This window comes from Arthrobacter sp. NPDC058097, from assembly GCF_042884885.1.
Taxonomy (GTDB): Bacteria; Actinomycetota; Actinomycetes; order Actinomycetales; family Micrococcaceae; genus Arthrobacter.
Window position 1 is genome coordinate 37617 of record NZ_JBHVSZ010000008.1, and the last position, 25632, is coordinate 63248.

Annotated in this window: 24 protein-coding genes and 1 pseudogene; 14 read left to right on the top strand and 11 right to left on the bottom strand. The window is 66.1% G+C overall.

The window, feature by feature from the left end:
• Positions 1–212 precede the first annotated feature (212 nt).
• Positions 213–995 (top strand): GntR family transcriptional regulator, encoded by a 783-nt coding sequence (locus ACFVTE_RS14725; protein WP_387101536.1) that lies wholly within the window; start codon positions 213–215, stop codon positions 993–995.
• A gap of 53 nt (positions 996–1048) precedes the next feature.
• On the opposite strand, the gene ACFVTE_RS14730 is transcribed toward ACFVTE_RS14725, so the two are convergent.
• The 3 genes from ACFVTE_RS14730 to ACFVTE_RS14740 form a co-directional block, all read right to left on the bottom strand.
• Positions 1049–2290 carry a S8 family serine peptidase gene (locus ACFVTE_RS14730; protein ID WP_387101537.1) on the bottom strand — a complete coding sequence of 414 codons (1242 nt, stop codon included), beginning with the start codon at positions 2288–2290 and terminating at the stop codon, positions 1049–1051.
• A gap of 273 nt (positions 2291–2563) precedes the next feature.
• Positions 2564–2887 (bottom strand): hypothetical protein, encoded by a 324-nt coding sequence (locus ACFVTE_RS14735; RefSeq protein ID WP_387101538.1) that lies wholly within the window; start codon positions 2885–2887, stop codon positions 2564–2566.
• 391 nt (positions 2888–3278) lie between these two features.
• Positions 3279–4064 carry an IclR family transcriptional regulator gene (locus ACFVTE_RS14740; RefSeq protein WP_387101539.1) on the bottom strand — a complete coding sequence of 262 codons (786 nt, stop codon included), beginning with the start codon at positions 4062–4064 and terminating at the stop codon, positions 3279–3281.
• Between the two features lie 178 nt (positions 4065–4242).
• Here ACFVTE_RS14740 and ACFVTE_RS14745 point away from each other — a divergent pair, with 178 nt between their 5' ends.
• Positions 4243–5058 (top strand): Asp/Glu racemase, encoded by an 816-nt coding sequence (locus tag ACFVTE_RS14745; RefSeq protein ID WP_387101541.1) that lies wholly within the window; start codon positions 4243–4245, stop codon positions 5056–5058.
• A gap of 12 nt (positions 5059–5070) precedes the next feature.
• Entirely contained in the window at positions 5071–6447 is a 1377-nt protein-coding gene (locus ACFVTE_RS14750) for an SLC13 family permease (RefSeq protein ID WP_387101543.1), read from the top strand.
• A gap of 76 nt (positions 6448–6523) precedes the next feature.
• On the opposite strand, the gene ACFVTE_RS14755 is transcribed toward ACFVTE_RS14750, so the two are convergent.
• Positions 6524–7144, bottom strand: coding sequence for a flavin reductase family protein (locus ACFVTE_RS14755; RefSeq protein ID WP_387101545.1), 621 nt, complete (start codon positions 7142–7144; stop codon positions 6524–6526).
• Between the two features lie 42 nt (positions 7145–7186).
• On the opposite strand from ACFVTE_RS14755, the gene ACFVTE_RS14760 reads away from it, so the two are divergent.
• On the top strand, positions 7187–7933 hold the full coding sequence (locus tag ACFVTE_RS14760; RefSeq protein ID WP_387101546.1) for a haloacid dehalogenase type II: 747 nt from the start codon (positions 7187–7189) through the stop codon (positions 7931–7933).
• 89 nt (positions 7934–8022) lie between these two features.
• Here ACFVTE_RS14760 and ACFVTE_RS14765 read toward each other — a convergent pair whose 3' ends face one another.
• The 3 genes from ACFVTE_RS14765 to ACFVTE_RS14775 all read right to left on the bottom strand — a co-directional run bounded on the left by ACFVTE_RS14765 (position 8023) and on the right by ACFVTE_RS14775 (position 11172).
• On the bottom strand, positions 8023–8940 hold the full coding sequence (locus tag ACFVTE_RS14765; protein WP_387101548.1) for a hydroxymethylglutaryl-CoA lyase: 918 nt from the start codon (positions 8938–8940) through the stop codon (positions 8023–8025).
• Positions 8940–10259 carry a CaiB/BaiF CoA transferase family protein gene (locus ACFVTE_RS14770; RefSeq protein ID WP_387101549.1) on the bottom strand — a complete coding sequence of 440 codons (1320 nt, stop codon included), beginning with the start codon at positions 10257–10259 and terminating at the stop codon, positions 8940–8942. The genes ACFVTE_RS14765 and ACFVTE_RS14770 overlap by 1 nt, the downstream gene beginning before the upstream one ends.
• Positions 10260–10383: 124 nt before the next feature.
• Positions 10384–11172 (bottom strand): IclR family transcriptional regulator, encoded by a 789-nt coding sequence (locus tag ACFVTE_RS14775; protein WP_387101551.1) that lies wholly within the window; start codon positions 11170–11172, stop codon positions 10384–10386.
• Positions 11173–11311: 139 nt separating this feature from the next.
• Here ACFVTE_RS14775 and ACFVTE_RS14780 point away from each other — a divergent pair, with 139 nt between their 5' ends.
• From ACFVTE_RS14780 to ACFVTE_RS14800, 5 genes are all read left to right on the top strand, one after another.
• Positions 11312–12157 (top strand): ABC transporter ATP-binding protein, encoded by an 846-nt coding sequence (locus ACFVTE_RS14780; protein WP_387101553.1) that lies wholly within the window; start codon positions 11312–11314, stop codon positions 12155–12157.
• Positions 12154–13017: an ABC transporter permease gene (locus ACFVTE_RS14785; protein WP_387101555.1), complete on the top strand. Its 864-nt coding sequence runs from the start codon at positions 12154–12156 to the stop codon at positions 13015–13017. Before ACFVTE_RS14780 ends, ACFVTE_RS14785 begins: the two co-directional genes overlap by 4 nt.
• A 31-nt stretch (positions 13018–13048) precedes the next feature.
• On the top strand, positions 13049–14125 hold the full coding sequence (locus ACFVTE_RS14790) for an ABC transporter substrate-binding protein (protein ID WP_387101556.1): 1077 nt from the start codon (positions 13049–13051) through the stop codon (positions 14123–14125).
• A gap of 79 nt (positions 14126–14204) precedes the next feature.
• Positions 14205–16202 carry an aconitate hydratase gene (locus ACFVTE_RS14795; RefSeq protein WP_387101557.1) on the top strand — a complete coding sequence of 666 codons (1998 nt, stop codon included), beginning with the start codon at positions 14205–14207 and terminating at the stop codon, positions 16200–16202.
• A gap of 32 nt (positions 16203–16234) precedes the next feature.
• Positions 16235–17422: an MFS transporter gene (locus ACFVTE_RS14800; protein WP_387101559.1), complete on the top strand. Its 1188-nt coding sequence runs from the start codon at positions 16235–16237 to the stop codon at positions 17420–17422.
• A gap of 126 nt (positions 17423–17548) precedes the next feature.
• On the opposite strand, the gene ACFVTE_RS14805 is transcribed toward ACFVTE_RS14800, so the two are convergent.
• Positions 17549–19051 carry a helix-turn-helix domain-containing protein gene (locus ACFVTE_RS14805; protein WP_387101561.1) on the bottom strand — a complete coding sequence of 501 codons (1503 nt, stop codon included), beginning with the start codon at positions 19049–19051 and terminating at the stop codon, positions 17549–17551.
• A 161-nt stretch (positions 19052–19212) separates the two neighbouring features.
• Between ACFVTE_RS14805 and ACFVTE_RS14810 the strand changes: the two genes are divergently transcribed.
• The 5 genes from ACFVTE_RS14810 (at position 19213) to ACFVTE_RS14830 (ending at position 22935) form a co-directional block, all read left to right on the top strand.
• Positions 19213–20259: an amidohydrolase family protein gene (locus ACFVTE_RS14810; RefSeq protein WP_387101563.1), complete on the top strand. Its 1047-nt coding sequence runs from the start codon at positions 19213–19215 to the stop codon at positions 20257–20259.
• Positions 20256–21071 (top strand): iron-sulfur cluster assembly protein, encoded by an 816-nt coding sequence (locus ACFVTE_RS14815; RefSeq protein WP_387101565.1) that lies wholly within the window; start codon positions 20256–20258, stop codon positions 21069–21071. The genes ACFVTE_RS14810 and ACFVTE_RS14815 overlap by 4 nt, the downstream gene beginning before the upstream one ends.
• Positions 21068–22102, top strand: coding sequence for an NAD(P)-dependent alcohol dehydrogenase (locus ACFVTE_RS14820; protein ID WP_387101567.1), 1035 nt, complete (start codon positions 21068–21070; stop codon positions 22100–22102). The genes ACFVTE_RS14815 and ACFVTE_RS14820 overlap by 4 nt, the downstream gene beginning before the upstream one ends.
• A 37-nt stretch (positions 22103–22139) precedes the next feature.
• On the top strand, positions 22140–22457 hold the full coding sequence (locus ACFVTE_RS14825) for a putative quinol monooxygenase (RefSeq protein ID WP_387101569.1): 318 nt from the start codon (positions 22140–22142) through the stop codon (positions 22455–22457).
• A gap of 175 nt (positions 22458–22632) precedes the next feature.
• Complete coding sequence (locus ACFVTE_RS14830) at positions 22633–22935, top strand: YciI-like protein (RefSeq protein WP_387101570.1); 303 nt, start codon at positions 22633–22635, stop codon at positions 22933–22935.
• 125 nt (positions 22936–23060) lie between these two features.
• On the opposite strand, the gene ACFVTE_RS14835 is transcribed toward ACFVTE_RS14830, so the two are convergent.
• The 3 genes and pseudogenes from ACFVTE_RS14835 to ACFVTE_RS14845 all read right to left on the bottom strand — a co-directional run bounded on the left by ACFVTE_RS14835 (position 23061) and on the right by ACFVTE_RS14845 (position 25617).
• Positions 23061–24173, bottom strand: coding sequence for a 2,3-butanediol dehydrogenase (locus ACFVTE_RS14835; RefSeq protein WP_387101571.1), 1113 nt, complete (start codon positions 24171–24173; stop codon positions 23061–23063).
• A 7-nt stretch (positions 24174–24180) separates the two neighbouring features.
• A pseudogene (locus tag ACFVTE_RS14840) lies at positions 24181–24557 on the bottom strand (NAD(P)/FAD-dependent oxidoreductase); the annotation flags it as partial.
• A gap of 76 nt (positions 24558–24633) precedes the next feature.
• Positions 24634–25617, bottom strand: a complete 984-nt coding sequence (locus tag ACFVTE_RS14845; RefSeq protein WP_387101573.1) for a nucleoside hydrolase — start codon at positions 25615–25617, stop codon at positions 24634–24636.
• Positions 25618–25632: the final 15 nt, after the last annotated feature.

A 25632-nucleotide genomic window follows, 5' to 3' on the forward strand; every position in this document is an offset into this window, starting at 1 on the left:
CCGGGCGGATAGTCGCTGGTTACCAAGAACTTCGCGGCGACCGCCGACAGAAGGTGCCCGTCCGCAGCCAGATTGCTGGCTGCGGACGGGCCTTTGTTTGGCTTCCCGGTCGCCGCGAGAATTCTGAAGCGACCAAACGCACCTTGTCCAACAAGCCCGTACCACTTGCTAGGCTGGAGACTCCCCAAAGCAACACGCAAGCGAGGCAAAACGTGCACGAGGACGCCGTCCGGTTCCTGTCCCAGCCGGTGGAGGCGCAGCCCGGCTCACCGCTCCGGGTCGCCGTCTACTCACGGATCGCCGAAGCCATCCGCAACAACCTGCTGCAGCCCGGCTCCATGCTCCCCACCGAGACCGAACTCGGCACCGACATGAAGGTCAGCCGCACCGTCGTCCGCGAGGCCCTCATGCTGCTCGAGGAGGACGGCCTCATCCGCGCCCGCCGCGGCGTCGGCCGGTTCGTCTCCGACACCCTCCCGCGCATCGGCATCGAACGCATCCGCCCCTTCGAGGAAGTCCTCGGCGGCCCCGGCCACCAGGTCCAGATCAAGCGCATCCAGGTCGAGAAGCAGCCAGCCTCCGAATTCGTCGCCCCCGGCGTCGGTGTCGAGCCCGGCAGCGACGTCTGGCTCTGGGAGTCCGTCCTCATCCGCGACGGCGAACCCATCGCCCACCTGCAGGAAAACATCTCAGCCCTCCCGGTCAGCTTCGCCGGCGGCGCCGCCGCGCCGTTGGAAATCACGGACGACGGCGGCACCACCTTGCTCACGGCGCTCAACAAGGCGGCAGGACGGGGACTGGGGCCGGGCGAGTGCCAGATCGGCCTGAGCCAGGTCGGCCCGAGCCGCGCGAAGCTGCTGGACCTCCGGGCCTCGGACCCCGTCCTCGTGCTGACCCAGTACGCCCGGCACGCCAACCGGCCCTTCTACCTGGCCAAGTGCCTCATCGCCGACCGTGCCGGACACCTCTCGGTGATGCAGTCACTCCAGTCTTGAACGAAACGGCTCCCCCAGCCGAGCCGGCGGAGCCGTTTCGTTTAGAGCGATGCCTACCGGACGGCCTTGTCTGCGTTCACGCGGCCATAAGCCCAGAACGTGCCGGTGCCGGAAATCTTGTCTGCGGTCGATTCCACACTGGCCCGAACCGACGCGTTCGTGGCGCCGGGGTGGGAGCTGAAGGCAAGAGCCGCAGTTGCGGCGACGATGGGCGAGGACATCGAGGTGCCGTTGCCGACGTCGTAACCGAATGAGCGGCTGTTCTGCGTCCCCAGGACGAACGTGTGGTTCGGGAACGTTGAGTAGACGTTGACTCCGGGCGCCGCGATGTCCACCCAGCTGGCCCCGTAGGTCGAGAATGATGCCTTGGCGTCCTTGTTGTCGGTAGCGGCGACGGCAATGACGTTGGGGTAGGCGGCCGGGTAGATCTTGGTCTGGTTGCCGCCGTTGCCTGCCGCGGCAACAAGCACCACGCCCTTGCTCCACGCGTTGTTGATGGCCGTCTCCAGGTTGCGTGACGCCCGGACGCCGATGCTCATGTTGATCACCTTTGCACCGTTCGCCACTGCCCAGTTGATGCCGTTCGCAAGGCTTGAGCTGGATCCGACCCCGCTGTCGTTGAGCACCTTGCCGGCCAGGATCGTGCAGCCCGGGCACGTCCCGGCAACGCCGACCGTGTTGTTGGAACTGGCGGCGACAATGCCGGCCACGTGGGTGCCGTGGCCGTAATTGTCTTCATTGGTTGCCGCGCCGCTGAAGTTAGCACGGAGTACGACCTTCGGGCTGATATCGGCGTTATCGGTTGCGACACCCGAATCGAGCACCGCGACCTTGACGCCGTTCCCCGTCGTGACGCTCCATGCCTCGACGGCGTCTACGTCGGCATCCGCTGTTCCCCCGGCCACCGTAAGCGTGCTGGCCGTATTGGTAAACGACTGGCCCGTGTTCTGCAGGGCATACTGGCGGGGGAAGTACTGGTCAGAGGTGGTTGCGGTAACCACCTCGTCCGGCTCGGCGTACTCGACGGCGGGGTTCCGGCTCAGCGCTTCGATGAGTGAGGATTCCTGCCCCGCGGGCACCTTGACAACGTGGGCGCCGGTGCTGCCGACGCCGGCACCCTCGCTGAGGCTGTGCTGACGCAGCACCCCCGCGGCCGCGCCGTTGTCGCGGAACTTGACGATGATCTGGCCAGTGGCCTGCTGCGGCTCCGTCGACGCATTGCCAGGTCCAGCCACGGTGACTGCACCAAAACTGAGGAGAACCGCGGCGACGCTGGCGATAACAACTTTTTTCATACCGAGCATATTGCGCCAATCTTCGTCGGCTAGGTAGGGTCCGCCGAAATAAACGCCTATCGAGTTTTCAGAGAAACTGGGGGTCGGAGACACTAACAGCCCATGATGGACCCCGACGGCTCGTTCCAAATGCGCTCTCTAGAGTTGTGAAAGCGGCGGTTAGGAGACAGCGGTCGTTTGTTCGCGGGAAAGAAAACCTGAACGGAAAAGAAGAAACCCCGCAGCAAGAGACTGCTGCGGGGGTTCCTCTGCAAAGGTGGTTCGGCGACGACCTTACTGGACAGCGCCGGCGGAAGCCTGCTGTTCCACCACCGGTGCGGAATCCGCGGCTGGCTGCGGAGCTGTGGCAACCGGGACAGGCAAGGCATCGATTTTCACAAGTGCCCGATAAGCACCGACGATCATCATGATCGTGCCAGACAGTGCTGCGCCAAATCCCAGCACGGCCAGGAAGATGAGGAACCCATTACTGCCACGGCTGTAGTAGGAAGATGCTGATGCAGCAGCCGCGCCAGCGAAAATTGCACCAAATATGTAACCGGAAATCGACAACAGAACGCCAGAAGCAAAGATCCCGGCGGAACGCTTGAATTGCAAAATAACCCCTTGAAAGTGCGGATGACTTCGATAGATTACACGAATGTTGAAGCATCAACTGACGCCTGGAGGGATGACTCCTGACGCACATTCCACTCGCTTTTAAGGGTTAGGGCGGGCGCCGATCAAGACTCGAAAAATCGACATGTGCTGCACGCCTGGCTTTAACGCCTTACGCGCCGATTCGGATACCTAGCTACCCAGCGTCCAGAGGCGGTTCCAGAAAATTAGGCGACGCTACGTCCAACCCAGCTTCCGCCGTCGAACTTTCCGGAGAAAACGCCGGCAGCGTCTCCATCTCCCCCAGCGCCCGCGGCACCGTACCGGACGCGGCCAATAGCCCCGCATCTCCCCCTGCCGGGGCGCCGCAGCCATGCCTACTCCGGCGGGTTCACCCGATGGCTTGGCTGCTGTCGTACCCCAGTGCACGGCTGGCTTCCAGTCCCGCGCGGGCTACCACCGGCCCCAGCCGCTCGACATCGGCGGGCCCGATCCGCTGGGTAGGGAAACCCAGGCCCACAGCGCACGCAAGCCGTCCGGCATGGTCGAAGACCGGCGCGCTGATGGAGCCCACGTCCTGGTTGCGTTCACCGAAGGCCGCGTAAAACCCCTGCCGGCGGGCAACCGCCGCCTGCTCCCGGAGCGTCTCCAGGGACACCGGAGTGTCCGGCGTAAAGCCCTCAAGCGCGTGCTCGTCCAAGGCATCCCAGGCCCCGGGGTCAAACGCCAGGAAAATTTTGCCGGGGGCACCGGCGTGCAGCGGCATAACCATGCCCACCATGAACGGCCGCATCACCACGTGCCGCGTCTCGGCTACCGCAACGATGGTCCGGAAGGCTCCGTCCCGGACGTACAGGCAGGCGGTTTCCCCGGTTTCGTCACGCAACTGCTGCAGGACCGGCTTCACCAGTCGGACCACGTCCAGCCCGAACGTTCCGGGAGTAGCCCAGCGGACCAGGCCGATCCCGATCCGGTACCGGTCGCCGTCGCGGTCCAAAAATCCTTCACGGAGCATGTTCTGGACCAGCCGCTGGCAGGTGCTGGACGGCAGACCCGTCTTGCGGATGATTTGCTGCAGCGTCGGCTCGGGCTCCTCCACCGAGAAACAGTCCAGAATCTCCGCCACCTTGTGCAGGACCAACAAGGGGGAAGCCCCAGCTCCCGGTTCCTTCACCACTGTTCAAACGCCCCTTCGATTTTCTTACCCCGGAAGCCTCCAGCTTAGTGAGCCGGGAGCAGCGTCAGGACGTGATCCATTTGACATCCCCCAGGAGTGACCCACATCATGGGATTACAACCCACTCTATGGGTTTACCCCCTAAAACACATCCTCAGCACAACGACGTGGAGAATCCATGAGCACCGCAGCAGCCTGTGAAACCGCCCCCGAGCCCAAGCGCCCCGGGATGAGCCGTGTGGGACTGATCGTCCCCAGCTCCAACACCACCATGGAGACCGAGCTGCCGGAACTGTTCCGGCGCCAGGCCGAGGCAACCGGCCACAAGTACACCTTCCACTCCGCCCGCGCCGGCATGAAGAAAGTCACGAAGGAAGAACTGCTGGCCATGGTGGGCAAGGCAGCCCAGTGCGCCGAAGCGGTCTCTGACGCCGACGTGGACGTCATCGCCTACGCCTGCCTGGTGGCCGTCATGGCCCAGGGCCCGGAAGCCCACGAGGGCTCCGAGAAGGTCATCGCAGACGCTGCCGCCGGCAACGGACACCCCGCCCCGGTCACGAGCAGCGCCGGCGCTCTGGTCCGGACCCTGCATGAAGTCGGCGCCCTCAAGGTCGCCATGATCACCCCCTACATGAAGCCGCTGACCAAGATGGTGGTGGACTACATCGAGGGGTCGGGCATCACGGTGCTGGACGCCATCAGCCTCGAAGTGGCGGACAACCTCGAAGTCGGCTGCCTTGACCCCCAGAACCTGCCCGCGCTGGCCCGCAGCCTGCAGCGCGAGGGCGCGGACGCCGTCGTCCTGTCCGCCTGCGTCCAGATGCCGTCGCTCGCCGCGGTCCAGGCCGTGGAGGACGAGCTCGGGCTCCCGGTCATCACGGCGGCCACCGCCACCACGTACGAGATCCTCAAGGCGCTCGGCCACCAGCCCGCCATCACCGGCGCGGGCAGCCTGCTGTCCGGCGCCGGTGTCATCACCCCGGCTAACGCGTAGGCGGTTGGCACCATGTCGCTCTCACTCATCGCGTTCCTGGTGCTGGTGGCGGCCTTCGCCGTCGGTTCCTTCACCAAGATCAACGCCGGACTGCTCGCCACCGTCGCCGCATTCGGCGTCGGCACCCTCCTGGCCGGCATGTCCATCAAGGATGTCATCGGTCAATTCCCTGCCGGGCTTTTCTTCATCCTGGTCGGCGCTACCCTGCTGTTCGCCATCGTACGGATCAACGGCACCATAGACCTGCTGGCCTACTGGGCTGAACGGCTCGCCGGCGACCGGAAAATCCTGGTCCCCATCCTGATGTTCCTGCTGACGGCAGCGTTGGCCTCCGCCGGCGCATTCACGCCCGCCGCCATCGCCATCGTCGCGCCGGTGGGCCTGGCGCTGGGCATGCGGTTCGGCATCAGCACCCTGGCCATGGGCCTGGTCATCGTCCAGGGCGCGAACGCCGGCGCGTTCTCTCCGGTCAACCCCTTCGGTGTCCTCGGCAACAAGATGCTGGCCAGCGCCGGCGCCGCTGACGGTTCTTTCAAGCTCTACGCGTACTGCTTCATCTTCAACGCCATCCTGGCCGTGATCGCCTACGTCCTGGTACAGGCCATCATGAAGCGCCGGGCAGCCAAGGCAGGTGCCGCCGGCGGCGACAGTGCCGTGAAGAACGACGGCGGTGCTGACGCACCCGCAGGGAGCGGCGTTTCCGGTTCCGGCGGCGCGGGAACGGCCGTGCTCACCGCACCGGCCCAGACCTCGGTGACCGCCGGAACCAGGACCCGCCCGGAGAAGGTGGCCGCCACCCCCATGCGCATCCTCACGCTGGTGGGCATCGCCTCCCTGCTGGTGCTCACCACCGTCCTGGGACTTGATGTGGGAGTTGCCTCGCTGGTCATCGCCGCGGTACTGATCGTCCTGGACTCCAACGTGCAGAAGCCGGCGGTGGAAAGCATGCCGTGGTCGGCCATCATCCTGGTGACCGGCATCGTCACCTACGTGGGCATGCTGGAGAAAATGGGTGCCCTGAAGGAACTCCAGGAAGGCATCGCCGGCCTGGGCAACAGTTCCCTCGCGGCGCTGATTGCCAGCTACGTGGTGGCCATCGTTTCGGCCTTCGCCTCCACCACCGGAACCCTGGGCGTCATCAGCCCCGTGGTCGTACCGATCGCCATGGACCCGCTGCTCACCCCCGTGGGAGTGGTGACGGCCATCGCCATCAGCTCCTCGGTGGTTGACGTCAGCCCCATGTCCACCAGCGGGGCCCTGCTGATGGCGAGCGCCCAGCCCAAGGACGAGCGGATGTTCTTCCGTGCACTGCTGCTGTGGGCCATCGCGATGATCGGCGTGGTGCCGCTCCTCGTCTGGTTCCTGTTCGTCCAGCTCGGACTCGGCTAAGAGCCCAGGCTGAAAGGAAAGGGACGTCCTGGCCGGACGTCCCTTTCCCTTTCCGGACAACGCTGGCCGGCCGGTCCTAGGCCTTGGGCCGGAAGTGGCCCGGCCAGTCCTTCAGCCGGATCCGGGTCAGGTCCTGGATGTCGCCAAGTGTGCCCCACTCATCCAGCCCCAGCCGGGCCAGCGGCTCGAGCAGGTCGATCCGGGGGTGGCTTCCGTCGAGCACGGCATCGCTCACGGCGGCATGGGACACTTCGCCGAAAACCAGGGTGGAGTCCCCCATCGGCAGCACGGAATGGAGGCGGCATTCCAGCACCGCCGGCGATTCCTTAACGCGGGGTGCGGCAACGGTGAGGCTCGGCTCCCGGGTCAGGCCGGCGGCGTCGAACTCGCTGACGTGCGGCGGGAAATTGGTGCCGGTGGCGTTGACCTCTTCCAGAAGTGCGGCCGGGGCCAGGTTCACCACGAATTCACCGGACGCGGTGATGTTGCGGAGCGAATCCTTCTCGCCCACCGAGGTGAACTGCACGATGGGCGGGTTGGTTGAGGCTACCGTGAAGAAGGAGTGGGGGGCCACGTTGTCGATGCCCTCCGGAGAAACGCTCGAAACCCACGCGATGGGCCGGGGCACCACCACGGCGGTGAGCAGCCGGTAGAAATCGCGGGCGGACGTCGCCGTGGGACTGAAATCAGTTCGCATGCTGCCAGACTAACCATGCGGCAGCCAGGAAGGAGAAAGCACATGGGGTTCGAGCCCTACCGTTCACCATCAACCGGACGCCCGGTGCGCGCCGTCCTCTTCGACACCTTCGGGACCGTGGTGGACTGGCGCACCGGCGTGGCACGGGAGGTGGCAGCTTTCGCCACCGCGCACGGGCACACGCTCGACGCCCACGCCTTCGCGGACCACTGGCGGGCCCTCTACCAGCCGGCCATGGAAGCGATCCGTTCGGGAACGCGTGGGTTCGTCACCCTGGACACGCTCCACCGCGAAAACCTGGACCAGGCACTCCGCCAGCACGGCGTCGAGCCGGACCGGCTGGACACGGCTGCGCTGGAGGAGCTGAACACATCCTGGCACCGGCTGCCGGCGTGGCCGGACAGTGTGGAGGGCCTGGCAAGCATCCGCCGCCACTACGTCGTGGGGCCGCTGTCCAATGGCAACACCTCACTGTTGCTGGACATGGCCAGGAACGCCGGCCTGCCGTGGGATGTCATCATCGGTTCGGACATGACGCGCACCTACAAGCCGTTGCCCCATGCCTACCTCCGGACGGCGGGGTTCCTGGACCTCGAGCCCGGCGAGGTGATGCTCGCGGCGGCCCACAACAGCGACCTGCGGGCTGCCAGGGAAGCGGGCCTGGCAACGGCCTTCATCGCACGCCCCACCGAACACGGCCCCGGCCAGACGGCGGACCTGGCCCCGGAAGGCGACTGGGACCTCGTAGCGTCAAGCATCACTGAACTGGCGGACCGGCTCGGGGCCTGACAACACCGACCTGACACAGGGTCCTTTCCTCGTGGCATAAAGCACGACGGCGGCACCCCCTGCCTGCCGCCGTCGCCGAAGCGATCGCGCTAGGCTGCCGCGGGGAACGCCCCTGCCCCTGCCAGCCCTGACCGCGGAGCCGTACCGACCAGGCCGGAGATCCAGCGGCCCAGTTCCGTCGCTTTCTGCACGTCGATGCCTGTCTGGAACCCGGCGCGCCCGAGCATCCACGCAAGGTCCTCCGTGGAGACATTGCCCGCCGCGCCGGGAGCGAACGGGCACCCGCCGAGACCGCCAACGCTGCTGTCGAACACGTCGACGCCCGCTGCCATCGCCGCATAGGTGTTGGCCAGCGCAGTATGGCGGGTCTCATGAAGGTGCGCCCTCAACTGCAGGCCGGTTTCCTCGCGCAGCCTGGCGAAAGTCTCGCCTACCTGCCACGGCACGGCGCACCCGATGGTGTCTGCCAACGCGACTTCCGCCAGATCCGCCCGGCCAATCGCAGTGCGGACGACGTCGAGAGTATGTTCGATCGGGACGTCACCCTGGTAGGGGCAGCCAAAAGCGACAGCCGCGGTGACGCTGAGCGGAATGGATGCCGCAGTGGCGATGTCCGACACTTCCTCCAGGGCCGCAAGAGCCGCTGCAACAGTGGTGTTCTGGTTGGCTGCAGCAAATGCATCAGTCACCGGCAGGACATAGTTCATCTCGTCCACCCCGGCGTCGACCGCGCGGACGGCTCCCCTGGTGTTGAGTACGAGGCCGATATAGCTCACGGCGTCCGTGCGCGGGACCGCTGCCATGACGGCGTCGGCATCGGCCATCTGGGGTACAGCCTTGGGGTTCACGAAGCTGACGGCTTCGATCCGCCGGGCACCCATCTGGATCAGCTCTTCGATGAGCCGGACCTTGTCCTTCGTGCTCACGGGGGTCTTCTCGTTTTGCAGGCCGTCGCGCGGGCTGACGTCCACGATCGAGACGGGCCTGGTTTCATGGGCAAACGCCATCAGATTGCTCCTTCGTTACGGGCATTCTGCAACTCTTCGTCGGTCAGGTTCAGGAGACCCTGGTACACGTCGGCATTGTGGGATCCGTGCACCAGAGGCCCGTTCCAGCTGATTTGGCCAGCGGAGCGCGTGAGCTTGGGGACGATTCCCGGCTGGACCACTGCGCCCAGCTCGTCGTCAGCCACTTCCACAAGCATGTCCCGGGCCTTGAGCTGCGGGTCTTCGAAGATATCTTCAACCGTGCTCACGGTGCTGTTCGGAACGGCATGTCCATCGAGCAGGCTGACCAGCTCGCCGGCCGTGTAGCTGCCCGCCCAGTCGGCGATGATGCCTTCAAGCTCCTCCTGGTTGCGGCCGCGCTGCGCATGGTCACGGTACTTCGGGTCCTCCGCCAGGCCGGGCACGCCCATCGCCCTGGCCAGGCGCACGAAGACCGAGTCCTGATTGGCCGCTATGACAACCCACTTGCCGTCGCTGGAGCGGAAGATGTTCGACGGCGCTATCCCCTTGAGCCCCGAGCCGCTGGGTCCGGGAACAATACCGGCGGCGGCGTAGTCCGGCACAGCGCTCTCCAGCAGCGAAAAGCACGCCTCAACGAGCGACACATCGACCACCTGGCCGGTCCCTCCGCGGGCATCCCGCCAGTACAGTGCCAGCAGGATCCCCTGCAGGGCATACAGCGAGCCGAGGCTGTCGCCCAGGGAGATGCCTGTGCGGGGCGGCGGCTGGTCGGGGTAGCCGTTCAGGTGCCGCAACCCGCTGCGCGCCTCAGCGACGGAGGCATACCCCGGCTTTGACGCTTCCGGACCTGTCTGTCCGTACCCGGAAACCCGGGCGATGATGAGGCCGGGATTGATCTTCCACAGCTCCTCAGGACCGAGGCCAAGCTTTTCCAAGGTGCCCGGGCGGAAGTTCTCCAGGATGACGTCGGCCTCCTCGCAGAGCTCAAGAAAGAGCTCCCGGCCTCGCGGGGTTTTAAGGTCCATGGTGACGCACTTCTTGCCGCGGGACTGCACGGACCACCACAGGGTGTGGTCCTTGACCCGCGCACGGCCCCATTCGCGCATGGGATCCGGCCGGTCCGGGGATTCGACCTTGATGACTTCGGCGCCGAAGTCTGCCATCTGCCGTCCCGCGAAAGGCCCGGCGATGAGGGATCCCAGTTCCAGGACCCGCACTCCGGACAGAGGGCCGGCACCATCGCCGGTGATTGCGGTCCTGTCTGCAGTGGCTGATAGTGCTTCTTCAGCCAGCCTGCGGCCGCCCTCGTGCGCGGCGTCCTTGCCGCGCGTCGCTGTGCCGGTTTCGTAAACCTTCATCAAATCTCAACTCCTGATTCCTGATGCGGACCCGGTGGGCGCCGTACGCGCGGACGGAAGGTCCAGGACGCTCCGTCGCACGGGAACCAGTATGCACTCATCTCTCCATATTGTGAATATCAAATCACGATATGGGCACCTGTTCCGATGGAAGGCTCCCGCCGATCAGCCGGGTCCCTTCGGCAGCAGCGGCGACGACGGGCTCTATCCACGAGGCGCACACGTCGTAGGGCATCCTCATGGTGGGGCCCATAACGGTGAGCGCACCGTAGAGCTCGGCCTGCGGACCGAAGATCGGAACGGACAGGCCGCTGGCCCCGGAAACCCGCTCCCCGGTGGTGATCGCAAAACCGTCGGCACGGGTCTTGGCGACGGCGGCATCAAGGCTTGCCGCGTCCGTGATGGTCTGGTTGGTGATGGACCGGAGCCCCGACCCGTAGACCCTCTCCGCCAGGTCGGTGTTCCAGGCGAGCAGCACACGCCCTGCCGAACCGGCGTGAATCGGCATGATGTCCCCGACCTCGACCGCCCTTCGAAGAACCCGCCGGGTCTCGGCCAACGCGACGCAGACCCTGCTTCCCTGCGATTCCCTGAAAATGCAGACCGTCTCGCCCAGCTCATCCCGCAAGCGCCGGATCACGGGTGTCAGCAGTTCCAGGAAATCGAGACCCTGCCTGGCGGGCGCCGCCCAGTGGGCCATGCGGATCCCGATCCGGAAATGGTCCCCTCGCCGGTCGAGCAGTCCCTCGTGCACCATGTTGGTGACCAGGCGCTGCACCGTGGAGTGCGGCAGTCCGGTCTCTGCCCGTAGTTCGGCGAGGCTCATTTCAGGCCGGACCAGTGAAAAGGCATCCAGGATGGACGTGATCTTCTTCAGCACCAGCAACGGGGCGGCGTTTTCGGTTGCGCTCATGGATCGATCCCGGTTCCTTCTTCTCCCAAAGTGGGGCCGCGGCACTCACAGCCCCCTTGTAGTGTGACAGACGTTACTGTTAGCCTTGCGTCCACTATATGGCTATCGACTCACAATGTGGTTTAGCGGGAGAACAGCAATGACGCACCCCTTACAGCCTGGACCTTCGAAGTTCGCGGTTGAACTCAACGGATGCACCAAGGAGTTTGCAACTCCCGGCGGTGGATCCTACTTCGCTGTCCGGGACATCGACCTCAAGGTTGAGCCCGGACGGTTTGTCTCCATCGTCGGGCCAACGGGATCGGGAAAGTCCACCATCCTCAACATGGCTGCGGGACTCCTGAATCCTTCGTCCGGCACGGTCCATAGCTTCGGTGAGGCCGTCCACGGGGTGAACCGCCGCGCCTCCTACATGTTCCAGCAGGACGCCCTGCTGCCATGGAAGACCGTCATCGACAACGTCAGCCTCGGGCTCACCATGGCCGGGGTCTCCAAGGCCGAGGCCTACGACGAGTCCCGCCGCTGGCTTGAGAAGGTGGGATTGAAGAACTTCGCTGACCGGTACCCCCACCAGCTCTCCGGCGGCATGCGCAAGCGAACCGCCGTCGCCCAGGCGTGGATCGTCAACCCGGACATCCTGCTGATGGACGAGCCCTTCTCCGCGCTGGACGTTCAGACGCGGCAGATCATGGAGAACGAACTCCTCCAGCTCTGGCAGGAATCGGACAAGGCCGTCGTGTTCATCACCCACGATCTGGACGAGGCCATTGCCCTGTCCGACGAGGTGGTCATCCTCGGGGCCGGACCGGGCAGCACCGTCGTCGGCAGCTACGAGATCGACATCCCCCGCCCGCGCGACCTCCTGGACATCCGGGACGATCCGAAATTTGTCGAGCTCCACAGGGAAATCTGGGGGCGCCTCAAGGTTGAGGTATCCAAGACCTACGAATCGGCACGGGAAGAGGAAGAGAGCAACGCGGCATGACTGTGGCACCAGTTTCCAAGAAAACACAGCGCTTTCCCCTCCGCAAGGAACGGGGTGCGCCGCCGGCCCAGAACTCCAAACGCAAGCGGGGTGAAGCCTCGAACTTCTCCATCCGGATGGGACAACTGGCCCTCGCCGCCGTTGTCCTCGGCGCGTGGGAATTGCTGGGACGCGTTGGCGTCATCGACCCGTTCTTCTTCCCCCTGCCCTCCGACATCCTGATGACGGTCTGGCTCTGGATCTCCAGCGGCTTCGTCTTCCCGCACCTGTGGATCACCCTGCAGGAATCGATCCTCGCATTCCTGACGGGTGCGGCGGCCGGCCTGTTCCTGGGCTTCCTCCTGGCAAGGGTCCGTTTCCTGGAGCGCCTCCTGGATCCGTTCCTGCAGATGTTCAATGCCCTTCCCCGGGTGGTGCTGGCCCCGATCTTCCTGCTGTGGTTCGGCCTCGGGATCTGGTCAAAGGTCGCCTTCGGCTTCACCCTGGTGTTCTTCATCGTCTTCTTCAACACCCTCGAGGGCGTCAAGAGCGTGGACCGGGTCCTCGTGGACAACGCACGCATGCTGGGGGCGTCGGAGAAGCAGCTCCTCCGCCACGTCTTCATCCCCAGCGCCCTGACCTGGATCTTTTCCAGCCTGCACATCAGCGTAGGTTTTGCCATCACCGGCGCCGTGGTGGGTGAGTACCTCGGGGCTTCCGCCGGTGTGGGCTACGCCATCGCCCAGGCCCAGGGTGTCTTCGATACCAAGGGGGTCTTTGCGGGCATGTTCATCCTGATGTTCGTGGTCCTGATCATCGACCTCCTCGTCAACCGTCTCGAACGGCGCCTCCTGAGGTGGCGCCCGGTCCGGTCCTCGTAACCCATTACCATCACCTCCTGAAAGGGAACCCATGACACAGCACCAAACCCGGCACCGGCGCCGGAACCTCTTCCGTCCCCTGATCCTGCTTGCCTCCGCTGCCTTGGCCCTCTCCGCCTGCGGCGCCCCCGCGGCTGCACCTCCGGGCCAGGGCGGGACCGGCGCTGCCGGCGGGGAAGGCGCCAAGGTGATCATCGGCGTCGGCGGCCAGACGCTCCTGACCTACCTTCCCACCACGCTGGCCCAGGAACTGGGCTACTACAAGGATGAGGGCCTGAACGTCGAACTCCAGGACCTGCAGGGCGGCTCGAAGGCGCTCACCGCGATGGTGGGCGGCAGCACAAACGTCACCAGCGGATACTACGAGCACACCATCCAGATGCAGGCCAAGAACCAGCCCATCAAGGCGTTCGTCAACATGGGCCAGTCGTCCGGACTTGCCCTCGTCGTTTCGCCGAAGAATGAGGGCAAGATCAAGTCCATTGCGGATCTCAAGGGCAAGAACGTCGGCGTGACCTCACCGGGCTCCTCCACTGACATGTTCATTAAGTTCCTGCTGGCCAAGAACGGCCTGAAGCAGACGGACGCCGCCGTGTCAGCCATCGGCGCCGGGTCCTCTGCCGTTGCCGCCGTGGAGCAGAACCAGGTGGATGCCGCGGTGATGCTCGAACCTGACGTCTCCGTACTCGCCAAGCGGATCGGCCACGATCCGGTGCTGCTGGAAGACGTCCGGACCGTGGAGGGGCTGAAGGAAGTATTCAACACCGGCTCCTGGCCCTCCTCCTCCCTCTACGCCAAGACCGAATGGCTGGACCAGAACAAGGAAACCGCGGGCAAGCTCGCCAAGGCCATCAACCGCACCCTCGAATTCATCGCCGGCCATTCCGGCGAGGAGATTGCCGCGAAAATGCCCGAGAAGTTCGCCGGCGGGGACAAGGTGCTCTACGCCAAAGTCATCGAGGAGCTGAAGAAGACGCTCAGCAAGGACGGAACCTTTACTGAGGACGGCGCCAAGGCGGTCCTGGAGACACAGCGGGTGGCCAACCCGGAGGTCGGGGACAAGGACATCAAGCTGGCGGACACCTACACGAATGAATTCGTAAAGTAGCACCAACCCGCAGGCACGCCATCCGCACCGGATGGCGTGCCTGCGGGCGCCGCCGCATTCCTGCGAGGAGAGCCCCCAAATGCCCGAGACACTGACCCACAAAATCCTGGCCAGCCATCTCGCGTCCGGCGAGCTGACTCCCGGCGCCGACATCACCATCGCCGTCGACCAGATCCTCATCGAGGACGCCACCGGAACCATGGCCGCCATGCAGTTCGAAATGCTCGGCGTGGATTCCATCGCGGTGCCGCTGGCGGTCATGTACGTCGATCACAACGTCCTGCAGATCGATGACAAGAACATGCAGGACCACCACTACCTCCGGACGTTCTCCGCCCGCTACGGGCTGCGCTACTCCCCCGCCGGGCACGGCATCTCCCACTACATCCACCTTGAGCACTTCTCCCGGCCGGGCCAGGTCCTGGTGGGCGCGGACTCCCACACCTCGACGGCCGGTGCCCTGGGCATGTTCGCCCTGGGCGCCGGCGGGCTGGAAGTGGCCGTGGCCATGGCGGGCTACGGTTTCGACTTTGTGTGCCCCGCCGTCGTGGGCGTGGAACTGACGGGCACGCTCGGGCCCAACGCCGAAGCGAAGGACGTGGTGCTGGAGCTGCTGCGCCGCCACGGCGTGCGGGGCGGCCGCGGGAAGGTGTTCGAGTTCTACGGCGAGGGTGTGGCGTCCCTGTCCGTCTCGGCGCGGGCCACCATCTGCAACATGATCATCGAAACCGGTGCTGCCACAGCCGTCTTTCCCTCCGATGACCAGACCCGCGAGTGGCTCCGGGCCCAGCGGCGTGAGGACCAGTTTGTTCCCCTGGCCGCAGACGCAGGAGCCATGTACGACGACGGGGAGCAGCTTGATCTTGCAGGTCTCGTTCCGCTCGTGGCGCTTCCGCACTCGCCGGGCAACGTCCGTCCGGTGTCCGAACTGCCGCGCACCGAGGTGGTCCAGGTCTGCGTCGGTTCCTCTGTGAACAGTTCGTACGAGGATCTCGCCACTGTGGCGGCCATCCTCAAGGGACACACAGTCCATCCGTCCGTACAGCTCACGGTCACCCCCGGATCGCGGCAGATCCTGCAGACGATCATCGCGTCCGGGGTGTATGAGGACCTGATGGCGGCGGGGACGCGGATGCTCGAGCCCGTGTGCGGCCCGTGCGTGGGCATCGGCCAGGCGCCAACGCAGGACGCGCCGTCGCTGCGGACCTTCAACCGTAATTTCCCGGGCCGGAGCGGCACAGCTGAGGACTGCGTGTACCTGTGCTCACCGTCGACCGCTGCCGCGAGCGCACTGCAGGGCGCGATAGTCGACGCCTCCACTGTCAGCCGCGGCGAACTCCGCCCCGCAACACCACCACACCCGGAGGTCCACGACCTGCACATTGCCGGCGTCCTGCCGTTGGAGAACCGGCGCACCATCGAGATCGAGCGCGGCAGCAACCTGGTCCCGCCGCCCCAGCCGGAACCGCTCGCGCCGGACCTCGACGCCCGGGTGCTAATCGTCGTCGGCGATGACATCTCCACCGGCGACATGGCTCCGGACGGGGCCATCGCCATGTCGGTGTGGTCCAACATCGCCGTGTGCGCGCGCTTCATGTTCCGCCGCCTGGATCCTGGATTCCACGACCGGGCCCTGGAATGGGGCGGCGGAATTATTGTCGGCGGGGAAAACTACGGGCAGGGTTCATCGCGGGAACATGCCGCCCTGATCCCGCTGTTCCTGGGGGTGCGGGTGGTCGCCGCCCGGAGCTATGCCCGGATCCACCGCCGCAACCTCATCGCGGCCGGCATTGTGCCGCTGATCCTTCCCCCTGGCGTGCAAAGCTCAACGGGGCAGCGCTGGGTGATCGACGGGCTTGCTGAGGCCTTGGCCCGTGGCGACCGCTCCGTTACCGCCCGCGTGGACGGGGACGCGGAGCTGACGCTCGGGCTCGACTTCTCGCCGGCCGAACGCACCGTCCTCACCGCCGGGGGTCTGCTGGCCCAGGTGCGGACCGGCGGGCGCTCCCTGCTGGCAACTGACGCCGTCGTCCATGACGACGTGGCAGGCGCTTCGCAGAGCCGGTCCGCACGGTGACACAGGCCGCCGTCGAACCGGATCGAAAACGAGTGCGCCGGCCGGGACAGCGCGCCACGGCCATCGCCGCACTGACAACTGTGGTGGCGGTGCTGCCGGTGTTCCTCGTCGGCGGCCTGGCCGTCCAGCTCGAGCAGGACCTGGGCATGACGGCGTCGGCTCTGGGTGTCGCTGTGGCCACCTTCTGGGCTGTGTCGGCACTGCTGTCTGCCCCGGCGGGGTATGTGGCGAACGGACTCGGACTTCGCCGCGGGGTTCCGCTCGCCGTCGGGCTGGGGTTCGTGGCGCTGGCCGGCATCGCGTTTGTCACTCCGCACTGGGCCTGGCTGATTGTCTGGCTCGGTGTGGCCGGTGCAGCGAACGCCCTTGTCCACCCGCTGTCCAACGGCCTGATCGTGGACCAGGTGGCGGTCCGCAACCGCGCCTTCTCATTCGGCCTCAAGCAGGCCGCCATTCCGACGGCGACGCTCACCGCCGGGCTGTCGGTCCCGGTTTTCGCGCTCACCGTGGGGTGGAGCTGGACCTTTGCGCTGGCAGCACTGTTGGCGACGTCCTTGATCCCGGTGCTCCTTCGCGCCCTCCCCCGTGACGGCACCGTCCGCCGGCGCTCCGGCAAAGCTGCCCGTGAGCCGCTTCCCCGGAGGCTGAAATCCTTCCTTTTTGTGACCGCGGCAGCCAGCGCGCTGGGATCCGGGCAGGCCAATGTGGTGGGTGCTTTCACGGTGGCCATGGCTGTGCAGGCGGGGTTCGATGCCGCGGGCGCGGGCCTGCTGCTGGGCGCTGCCAGCGTGGCCGGGATCCTGGCGCGGCCGCTGGTGGGTATCGCTGCCGACCGGGGAATCGGCGGCTCGATGGCCACCGTGGCCCTGATGATGGGGGCTGGAAGCCTGGGGCTGCTCGGCATGGCGTCCGGCTTCCCGGTCGCCTACGGAGCGGGCGCCGTCGTCGCGTTCGGGTTGGGTTGGGGCTGGAACGGCCTGGCCCATTACGTGGTCTCACGCACGGCGCATCCGTTTACCATCCAGGCCACGGGGATCACGCAGAGCGGCACCTACATCGGCGGAACGCTGGGGCCGCTGCTGTTCGGGATCGTGTTTTCCCAGTTCGGTCCGGCCGTGGGGTGGGCGCTGGCAGCTGTGGTGGCGGCAGCCGGGGCAGGGGCCTCGCTGATCGCGTTCCGCTTGGAGAAGGGTTTGCGCGGCGGGCCCGCCTCCGCGTAATCCGAACCCTTCAATCAGCTCAGGCCAAGGCCGCACCCGGGGTGAGTGCCGCCGTCGTGCTTTCCGAACCTGTGCCGGGCAGGGATGCTCTGTGCACGGTTTGCGCGACCAGCCGTTGGCCCAGGCTTACTTCGGGCCGGTAATTCCCAGGCGGGCCATCCGGCGGTAAATCGTGGCCCGGCTCATTCCGAGTTCAGTGGCGGCCGCGGCCACCGTGATGCCCGGCCGGGAAAGGCACCGGATGATCTCGTCCCTCTCGACGGCCTCGATGCGGGTTAGATGTGGCCCGGTGCGTCCCACGAGCCGGGAGGGCAGATGCCGCACATCGATGGCTTCCGTGCGCACGGCCGCGTCCTGGACCATGTTGAAAAGTTCGTCCACATTGCCCGGCCACCCATAGCCCGTCAGCGCGTGTTCGGCAGCAGCCGTGAAATCGACTTCACGCATACGCGTTTGGCGTGCGGCGTACCTTGCCAGGAGCATCACATCAGCGGGGCGTTCGCGCAAGGCAGACACCGGCACCACGGTTTCGACCATGGCGGCCAGGGGCTGCGGTACGGCGGCCAGTTCCTCCGCGGTCATGGCCCAGGTGATCGCGGGCGGACTGCCGGCCGGTGCAGGCAACGATTGAACCGCGGCGGCAGCCCGGGCGCTCAGGTCCTGCGCTGCCCAGGCGGGCAGGAGGTCAACGTTTTCCACGATCACAGCAGTATCGGGCTTGGACAGCTCGGGGGTCCAGAGCGACAGCCACGCCTCCACGTCTTCAGGCTCGGGAGCTGCCGCGCACAGGATGCGGCTCCCGGGGCGCGCCTGGCGGATGGCCTGCCCCACCAACGTGGCGCGCCCGGATCCCGGTTCTCCGACGGCGGCCACCACCCTGTTTGCCCCAAGGGCCAAGGCCGCATGGTCCAGGGCCTCCGTCCAGTCCGGGGACATGGCGCTCAGCGTTCCCGCACCGGGCTCAACCCGGCCCCGCTGCACCCGGAAGACGCCGCCCTTGGGTCCTGCTTTCGGCCTGTGGCCACCCGACTTGGCGAGCATGAGGGCAGCCGTGTTGCTCGCTGCCGACTGGGCCAGGGCCAGGAGCAACTCCGGCGAAGACTTGGACCAGGTGGTGATGTTCACGCTGCCCTCGAGACGTCCGCTGAGGGGATCGATCACCGGGACGGCAGCGCAGGTGTACGTCCGGAGGCTTGCGCTGTAGTGTTCCTCGGCACGGACCAGGCTGGGCGTCCGGTCCGCCAGCGCCATACCCAACCCGCTGGTTCCGGCTTCCCGCTCGGAAAAGGCAAAACCGGGAGCCAGATGGACCTTGTCGAGTGCCCGCAGCAGTGACGTGTCGCCACTGAAGCGGTTGAGGACCAGCCCGTCGGCGTCGGTGAGCATCAGGCTTAGTGGCTCGTTGGCCAGCGTTTGATGCAGCCCCTTAAGCACCTCCTGGCCGCACTGGTAAAACAGCGAGTCACCGGGCACCGACCCGGCCCAGACGGGGTCGATGACCTCGGCCGAGACGCCGTATTCCTCACTGCGCTGCCATGAGGCAAGAAGGCGTCTTGAGACAGTAGCCATCATGCCTTCCGGCCCGCCGGCCTGTGGCCTCGGGACGGGAACGTTCTGCTCCGGCACCATCGCCGCCCTCCTTGTCCTGGTCATTCGAGATTACGGCGCGCTGCCTCAAAAGGCGATGCCACCCTGTCTCAAAATGAGACACCGGTCACCTGTTGACGGGTGCCTTTTGACCCTAACGTCGTCTCTGTCGCGACTATGGCAGTCGCGGGGAGGAGAACGATATGTACAGCAAAGACGGCGAGAACTACTTCATCGTCGACGCCCACATCGCATTGTGGGACGCCCGCCCGGAGAACCAGAAGAATATCCAGGGCAAGCAGTTCATCGATTGCTTCTACGACTACCACCGCAACCTCGGCCCGGAGAAGGAACACTGGTCCTACGAGGAATTCCTGTACCAGGGCGGCGAACGCCTCATGAAGGATCTGTTCGTCGACGGCTACGTGGACCACGCGATCTTCCAGCCGGCCTACCTCGGCGCGTTCTACAAGAACGGATTCGCGCAGGTGGAGGAGGCGTACGGCCTTGCCGCGGCGCATCCGGACAAGCTCACCTACAACCACTGCTATGACCCCCGCGAGGGCGAGGCCGGCCTGGACCGGCTCCGCGCCGACCACGAGAGGATGAAGTTCAAGGGGGTCAAGCTCTACACCGCCGAATGGCGCGGCGAATCCCGCGGGTACAAGCTCTCCGATCCCTGGTCGTACAGGTATTTCGAGGAGTGCCGCAAACTCGGCGTCAAGAACATCCACATCCACAAGGGCCCTACCGTCCGCCCGCTGGACCGGGACGCCTTCGACGTCGCCGACGTGGACCACGCCGCCTCCGACTTCACCGACCTGAACTTCGTGGTCGAGCACGTCGGCCTGCCCCGGCTCGAGGATTTTTGCTGGATCGCCACCCAGGAACCCAACGTCCACGGCGGCCTCGCCGTCGCGATCCCCTTCATGCGCACCCGGCCGCGGTACTTCGCCCAGATCATCGGCGAGCTCATCTACTGGATCGGGGAGGACCGGATCCAGTTCTCCAGCGACTACGCCATCTGGTCACCCCGGTGGCTGATCGAGCGCTTCGTTGACTTCCAGATCCCCGAGGACATGACCGAGTACGCCCCGCTCACCGTGAACCAGAAGAAAAAGATCCTCGGCCTCAACGCGGCGAAAATGTACGACATCCCGGTGCCCGCAGAGCTCCAGCTCCCGGACGCGGACGAGACAAAGACAGGACCGCGCCAGCCGGAACGGGCGGACCTGGCGGGCGCGGCATGACGGCGGCATTGACGGAGCGCACCGGCCGGGACGTGGCGGTGACAGCAGAGGACGTCCGCCAGGCGTTGGGGGCCGTGCTGGATCCCGAGCTGGACGAGCCGATCACGGATCTGGGCTTCGTATGTTCCCTCGAGATCACCGGTTCCCTGGCCGGGGCCGTGGTGACCGTGCACCTGCGCCTGCCGACGTCTTTCTGCTCGCCGAACTTCGCTTACCTCATGGCGTCGGACAGCAAGGACGTGATCTGGGCGCTGCCCGGGGTGGCGAAGGTGGTGGTCCAGCTCGATGACCACCACGACTCTGACCTCATCAACGCCGGCCTCGCGGCTGACGCAGGATACCGCGGCACCTTCGGCCACGAAGCGGAGGACAGCCTGGAGGAGCTGCGGTGGACGTTCCGCCGCAAAGCGCACACCGCCGCGATGGAGCGCTGCCTTACCGAACTGCTGCGGGCCGATCCCGCGCGGGCAGAAGAAAGCGTCGGGACGGTGCGGCTTGGTGACCTGCCGGCCGGCCGGTCCAAAGACGCATTAGTACGACGGCGGATGGCGCTTGGACTGCCGACGGAACCTGCCGCCGTCGTCCTCGTTGACCATAACAACCTCCCCTACCCGCCCGACAATGTGCCGATGGCGTTGCGGCGGGCGCGTTCCACGCGCATTTCCATTGACGGGAACGCGCATTTCTGCCGCGGCCTGCTGCGGACCCGCTACGCCGGCTCGGGTGCCGACCAGACCGACCGGCCGGACGGGGCCGAACCGGCAGACCACCACCACCTTCTTTCCCTCTCAGTCAAGGAGAACAAGCGATGAATACGATGCGGGCCGTCCAGGTGGTCGGCTACCACGAAGGCCTGAAAATGACCGAGGCGCCCATCCCGGAGGTGGCCGGGCCGCTGGACGTCGTCGTAAAAATCGGCGGAGCTGGCGTCTGCCGCACGGACCTGCACATCTTGGAGGGCCAGTGGGCTGAGAAGTCCCAGGTTGAGCTGCCGTACACGATCGGGCACGAGAACGCGGGCTGGGTGCACGAGATTGGAAGCGCCGTCACCAACGTGAAGCAAGGCGACAAGGTGATCCTCCATCCGCTGATCACGTGCGGGCTCTGCCGGGCCTGCCGTTCCGGCGACGATGTGCACTGCGAGAACAGCAGGTTCCCGGGCATCGACACCCACGGCGGATATGCCGAGTACCTGCTCACCTCCGCCCGCTCGGTGGTGAAGATCGACGACTCGCTGGAACCGGCAGACGTCGCGGCCCTGGCCGACGCCGGCCTCACCGCCTACCACGCTGCCGCCAAGGCGGCCAAGCGGCTGACGCCCCGGGACAATTGCGTGGTCCTCGGGGCAGGGGGTTTGGGCCACATCGGCATCCAGGTGCTCAAGGCCCTCACGCCCAGCCGGATCATCGTCGTCGACCGCAACCCGGCAGCCTTGGAACTGGCCAAATCCATTGGCGCCGATGAGGGGGTCATCGCGGACGGCACGCAGGTGGAGCAGGTGCGGGCGCTCACCGACGGCAGGGGCGCCGAGGTGCTCATCGACTTCGTGGGCGAAGGCGGGGCCACGTCGGAGGGCATTGCGATGCTGCGCGAAGCCGGCGACTACTTCGTGGTGGGATACGGCGAAAACATCAGCGTGCCCACGATCGACATCATCTCCTCAGAAATCAACATCATCGGCAACCTGGTGGGTTCCTACAACGACCTGCAGGACCTGATGGCGCTCGCTGCCCGCGGCGCAGTCACCCTCCACACCCAGAAGTACAAACTGGATGACTTCCAGCAAGCCATCAGTGACCTCGACGCCGGCAAGGTCCGCGGCCGCGCCATCCTGGTCCCCTGATTTCCCGCAAGGACGAACTGCAACCCGAGGAGAACCCATGATCTTCATTACCGCAAAATTTCCCGTCAAGCCCGAGCACGCCGACAACTGGCCGGAGATTGCCCGGGAGTTTACGGACAGGACCAACGCTGAAGAAGGCTGCCTCTTTTTCGAGTGGGCGCGCTCGCTTGAGGACCCCAATACGTACGTCCTGATCGAGGCGTTCCGGGATGACGACGCCGGGGGCGAGCACGTGAGGTCGGAGCATTTCAGGAAGGCCACCGCAGAACTGCCGGCGTACCTGGCACGGACCCCGGACATTGTCAACGTCAAGGTGGACGGGTGGTCCAGGCTCGGGGAGATGGCCGTCAAGTAAGCCCCTGCCGTTGCGGAGATCTCAACGTGGCCCAGAGGACGCGGTCCCGGTCCCGGTGGCAGCGCCTTCTGCCACCGGGGCGACACCCTTGCAAAGGGACGACGGCGGATTGAGTCCCGTGGGTACGCTACTTTTACAACGAGTGAAAACCCCTGAACGAAATGGACGGACACCCATGCACGCCGTGCTCGAATACACCTATGAGGACAACTACCTTCATACCCGCGAAAAATACCGCTCAGACCACCTCAGGGCGGCGTGGGAAGCAGTGGAACGGGGCGACCTTCTGCTGGGTGGAGCCGTTGGGGAGGGACCCTTTACTGGGTTGCTGATCTTCAGTGGCGAGAACGCGCTCGAGGCTGCACGGGCTTTTGCAGCCGCCGATCCTTACGTCACCGCCGGCGTGGTGACGTCGTGGACCGCCCGCCCGTGGACAACGGTGGTGGGAAAAGAGGCGGCCACACCCGTCCGCCCGTAAGCCCCATCTATCGCAAGCCAGCAGCAACGGATGGAGCGACGACGGCGGGAGTACGTGCCGCCGTCGTCCTCCGTCAGCGTGGGCGAACGGCAGCCGCTCCCCTGACGCGCGGCCGCCCACAGCGCCTACGGGTGCACCAGCACCTTCACCGCCGTGTCCTTGTGGTTGATCAGGGTATCGAAGCCCTGCTCCACCAGGTCCTCCAGCGCGATCCGGCCGGTGATGAAGGGTTTGAGGTCCACCTTGCCCTCCTGCACCATCCTGATCACCGCGGGGTGGTCCCGGACGTAGGCGATGGTGCCGCGCAGGTCGATCTCCTTGAGCACCAGCTTCTGCATGTCCACTGTGGCAGGCGCGCCCCAGATGGACACGTTGACCACCACGGCGCCTGGCCGGACGGCGTCGAGCATGGTGTCCAGCACCGCGTTCACGCCGGCGCATTCGAACGCGACGTCGGCCCCCGTCCCGCCGGTCAGCTCGCGCACCCGCGCCGGGACGTCCTCCTGGCTCGGGTCCAGGACGTGGTCCGCCACGCCGCTGGAGGTGGCTTTTTCCTTGCGCGCCTGGGTGAGTTCGCTGATGATCGTGGTCACCCCCATGCCCTTCAGGACGCCGGCGGTGAGCAGCCCGATCGGCCCGGAACCGCCCACCAGCGCGGTGTCGCCCGCCTTCACGCCGCTGCGCGCCACGGCGTGGTGCGCCACGGACAGCGGCTCGATCAGCGCCGCCTCATCCAGCGGAATGTCCCCGATGGGGTGCACCCACCGCTGGTCCACCACAATCTTCTCGCTCAGCCCTCCCCCGCCGCCAGACAGCCCAATGAAGCCCATCTGCCGGCACAGATGGTAGCTGCCGGCCTGGCACATATCGCAGTCGCCGTCCACAAAATAGGGTTCGACGACGACGTTGTCCCCTTTCGCCAGGCCCGTGACCCCTTCGCCGATTTCCGAGACAGTTCCGGAGAATTCGTGCCCCAGGGTCACCGGGGATTCCTCGTGGGACAGCGGATGCGGCCGGCCGGGAGGAGGACAGAAGATGGGCCCTTCCAGGTATTCGTGCAGGTCCGTGCCGCAGATCCCGCACCATGCGACGTCGATTTTCACCGCCCCGGCGCGGAGTTCCGGCTCCGGGATGTCCTCGATGCGGATGTCCTTGCGGGCGTGGAATCGTGCTCCCCACCCGCACCCTAACCTCGCAAGCTCGGCCAGGGAACCCTGCGGGCGTGGGCCCAAGCTCATTCACCAGTTAGCGGGTGTGGTGGCTGGGCTGCAGTTCATACACCGGAGTCTCCAGCCCTTCCATCCAGGCCTTGAGCTGCAGGGCCAGGTAGGAGGAGTAGTGCCGGCTCTGGTGCAGGTTGCCGCCGTGGATCCAGAGGTTGGTGACGTTGGTCGGTTTCCACATGTTGCGCAGCTCCCCCTCCCAGGGGCCAGGGTCTTTTGGCGTGTCTGAACCGTCTCCCCAGCATTTTCCTACTTTGTCCGCGATTTCGGGAGAGACCAGGTCCGCCACCAGCCGTTCATGGATCAGGAGCCGGTGGCGTACACCATGAGGTCGGCCTCCAGCTCGGTGCCGTCGTCCATCACCACGGCGTTGCCCGTGATCTTGGAAACCTGCCCGGACATCGGGTTTGAATCGTTTCCAAATTGTTGCATCTGCCCAAGAACTCTTGATGGCAGGTGGGTGGTTTCGCCTGACTCAACCGGCGAGCGCGGGTTCCCCCGCCAGTTGCAGGGTCAGCAGCGTCTCCACCAGATGCGGCGCGAAGTCGTCCTCCAGCGAGAGGACCACCCGGCAGCGGGCACCGGGCTGCTCCGGGTAGTCCATGTACAGTCCGCGCATGTCGCAGACGGTCTGGCCGCGGCCCGGCCCGGAGGTGGTGTCGACGTCGACATGCACCACCGGCGCAAGGGCGGGCGTAACAGCCCCCACAGCGAGCGCCGCGGCGAGCGGATCGTGCATCGCGGAGCAGGCGCGGCCGAACAGGCCCTCGTAGAACCGGAAGTAGTAGCCCAGCATCTCCCCCAGCGCCCGCGGCACGGGACCGGGCGAGGCGAGCAGTTCCTGCCGGTGGTTCTCCTCCAGCACGTTGGCCATGGTCACGTCCAGCGGCACCAGGGTCACGTTCCAGTCGGCGGCCAGCACCACCGCGGCGGCCTCGGGGTCGTTGGCGATGTTCGCCTCCGCCACGGGCGTGAGGTTCCCCGGGGCCAGGGCGGCGCCGCCCATGATGGTGATCTCCGCAACCAGCTCCGGCAGGGAAGGCTCCAGCCGCAGGGCCTCGGCGATGTTGGTCAGCGGGCCGATGGCCAGGACCCGCAGCGTGCCTGGGTACTCGTGCGCGAGCCGCACCAGCATCTCGGCCGCGGTTTCGGGCGCAAGTTCGGCAGCCGCCGTCGAAAGCTCAACCTCGCCGATGCCGTTGGCGCCGTGCACCCACGGCGCTCCCCCGCCGAAGGAACCGGCGAGGGGGTCGTGCGCGCCGAGGGCGACGGGGATGTGCGCATGCCCGGCGAGCTCCAGCAGGTCCAGGGTATTGCGGGCGCCGACGGCGGCACTGACGTTACCGCTGACGGCGCCGATCCCCTGCACGTCCGCCTGCGGGGAGGCGAGCAGGTAGGCCAGGGCGAGGGCGTCGTCGATGCCGGTGTCGCAGTCGAGGTAGAACGGGAAGCTGGTCATGGGTGGTTCTTCTTT

Bases quoted from the DNA above. Each gene is read 5' to 3' on its own strand.
- ACFVTE_RS14730 (WP_387101537.1), bottom strand. From the start codon at position 2,290: ATGAAAAAAGTTGTTATCGCCAGCGTCGCCGCGGTTCTCCTCAGTTTT.
- ACFVTE_RS14745 (WP_387101541.1), top strand. From the start codon at position 4,243: ATGAGCACCGCAGCAGCCTGTGAAACCGCCCCCGAGCCCAAGCGCCCC.
- ACFVTE_RS14750 (WP_387101543.1), top strand. From the start codon at position 5,071: ATGTCGCTCTCACTCATCGCGTTCCTGGTGCTGGTGGCGGCCTTCGCC.
- ACFVTE_RS14755 (WP_387101545.1), bottom strand. From the start codon at position 7,144: ATGCGAACTGATTTCAGTCCCACGGCGACGTCCGCCCGCGATTTCTAC.
- ACFVTE_RS14760 (WP_387101546.1), top strand. From the start codon at position 7,187: ATGGGGTTCGAGCCCTACCGTTCACCATCAACCGGACGCCCGGTGCGC.
- ACFVTE_RS14765 (WP_387101548.1), bottom strand. From the start codon at position 8,940: ATGGCGTTTGCCCATGAAACCAGGCCCGTCTCGATCGTGGACGTCAGC.
- ACFVTE_RS14770 (WP_387101549.1), bottom strand. From the start codon at position 10,259: ATGAAGGTTTACGAAACCGGCACAGCGACGCGCGGCAAGGACGCCGCG.
- ACFVTE_RS14775 (WP_387101551.1), bottom strand. From the start codon at position 11,172: ATGAGCGCAACCGAAAACGCCGCCCCGTTGCTGGTGCTGAAGAAGATC.
- ACFVTE_RS14780 (WP_387101553.1), top strand. From the start codon at position 11,312: ATGACGCACCCCTTACAGCCTGGACCTTCGAAGTTCGCGGTTGAACTC.
- ACFVTE_RS14785 (WP_387101555.1), top strand. From the start codon at position 12,154: ATGACTGTGGCACCAGTTTCCAAGAAAACACAGCGCTTTCCCCTCCGC.
- ACFVTE_RS14790 (WP_387101556.1), top strand. From the start codon at position 13,049: ATGACACAGCACCAAACCCGGCACCGGCGCCGGAACCTCTTCCGTCCC.
- ACFVTE_RS14795 (WP_387101557.1), top strand. From the start codon at position 14,205: ATGCCCGAGACACTGACCCACAAAATCCTGGCCAGCCATCTCGCGTCC.
- ACFVTE_RS14805 (WP_387101561.1), bottom strand. From the start codon at position 19,051: ATGGTGCCGGAGCAGAACGTTCCCGTCCCGAGGCCACAGGCCGGCGGG.
- ACFVTE_RS14810 (WP_387101563.1), top strand. From the start codon at position 19,213: ATGTACAGCAAAGACGGCGAGAACTACTTCATCGTCGACGCCCACATC.
- ACFVTE_RS14815 (WP_387101565.1), top strand. From the start codon at position 20,256: ATGACGGCGGCATTGACGGAGCGCACCGGCCGGGACGTGGCGGTGACA.
- ACFVTE_RS14820 (WP_387101567.1), top strand. From the start codon at position 21,068: ATGAATACGATGCGGGCCGTCCAGGTGGTCGGCTACCACGAAGGCCTG.
- ACFVTE_RS14825 (WP_387101569.1), top strand. From the start codon at position 22,140: ATGATCTTCATTACCGCAAAATTTCCCGTCAAGCCCGAGCACGCCGAC.
- ACFVTE_RS14830 (WP_387101570.1), top strand. From the start codon at position 22,633: ATGCACGCCGTGCTCGAATACACCTATGAGGACAACTACCTTCATACC.
- ACFVTE_RS14835 (WP_387101571.1), bottom strand. From the start codon at position 24,173: ATGAGCTTGGGCCCACGCCCGCAGGGTTCCCTGGCCGAGCTTGCGAGG.
- ACFVTE_RS14845 (WP_387101573.1), bottom strand. From the start codon at position 25,617: ATGACCAGCTTCCCGTTCTACCTCGACTGCGACACCGGCATCGACGAC.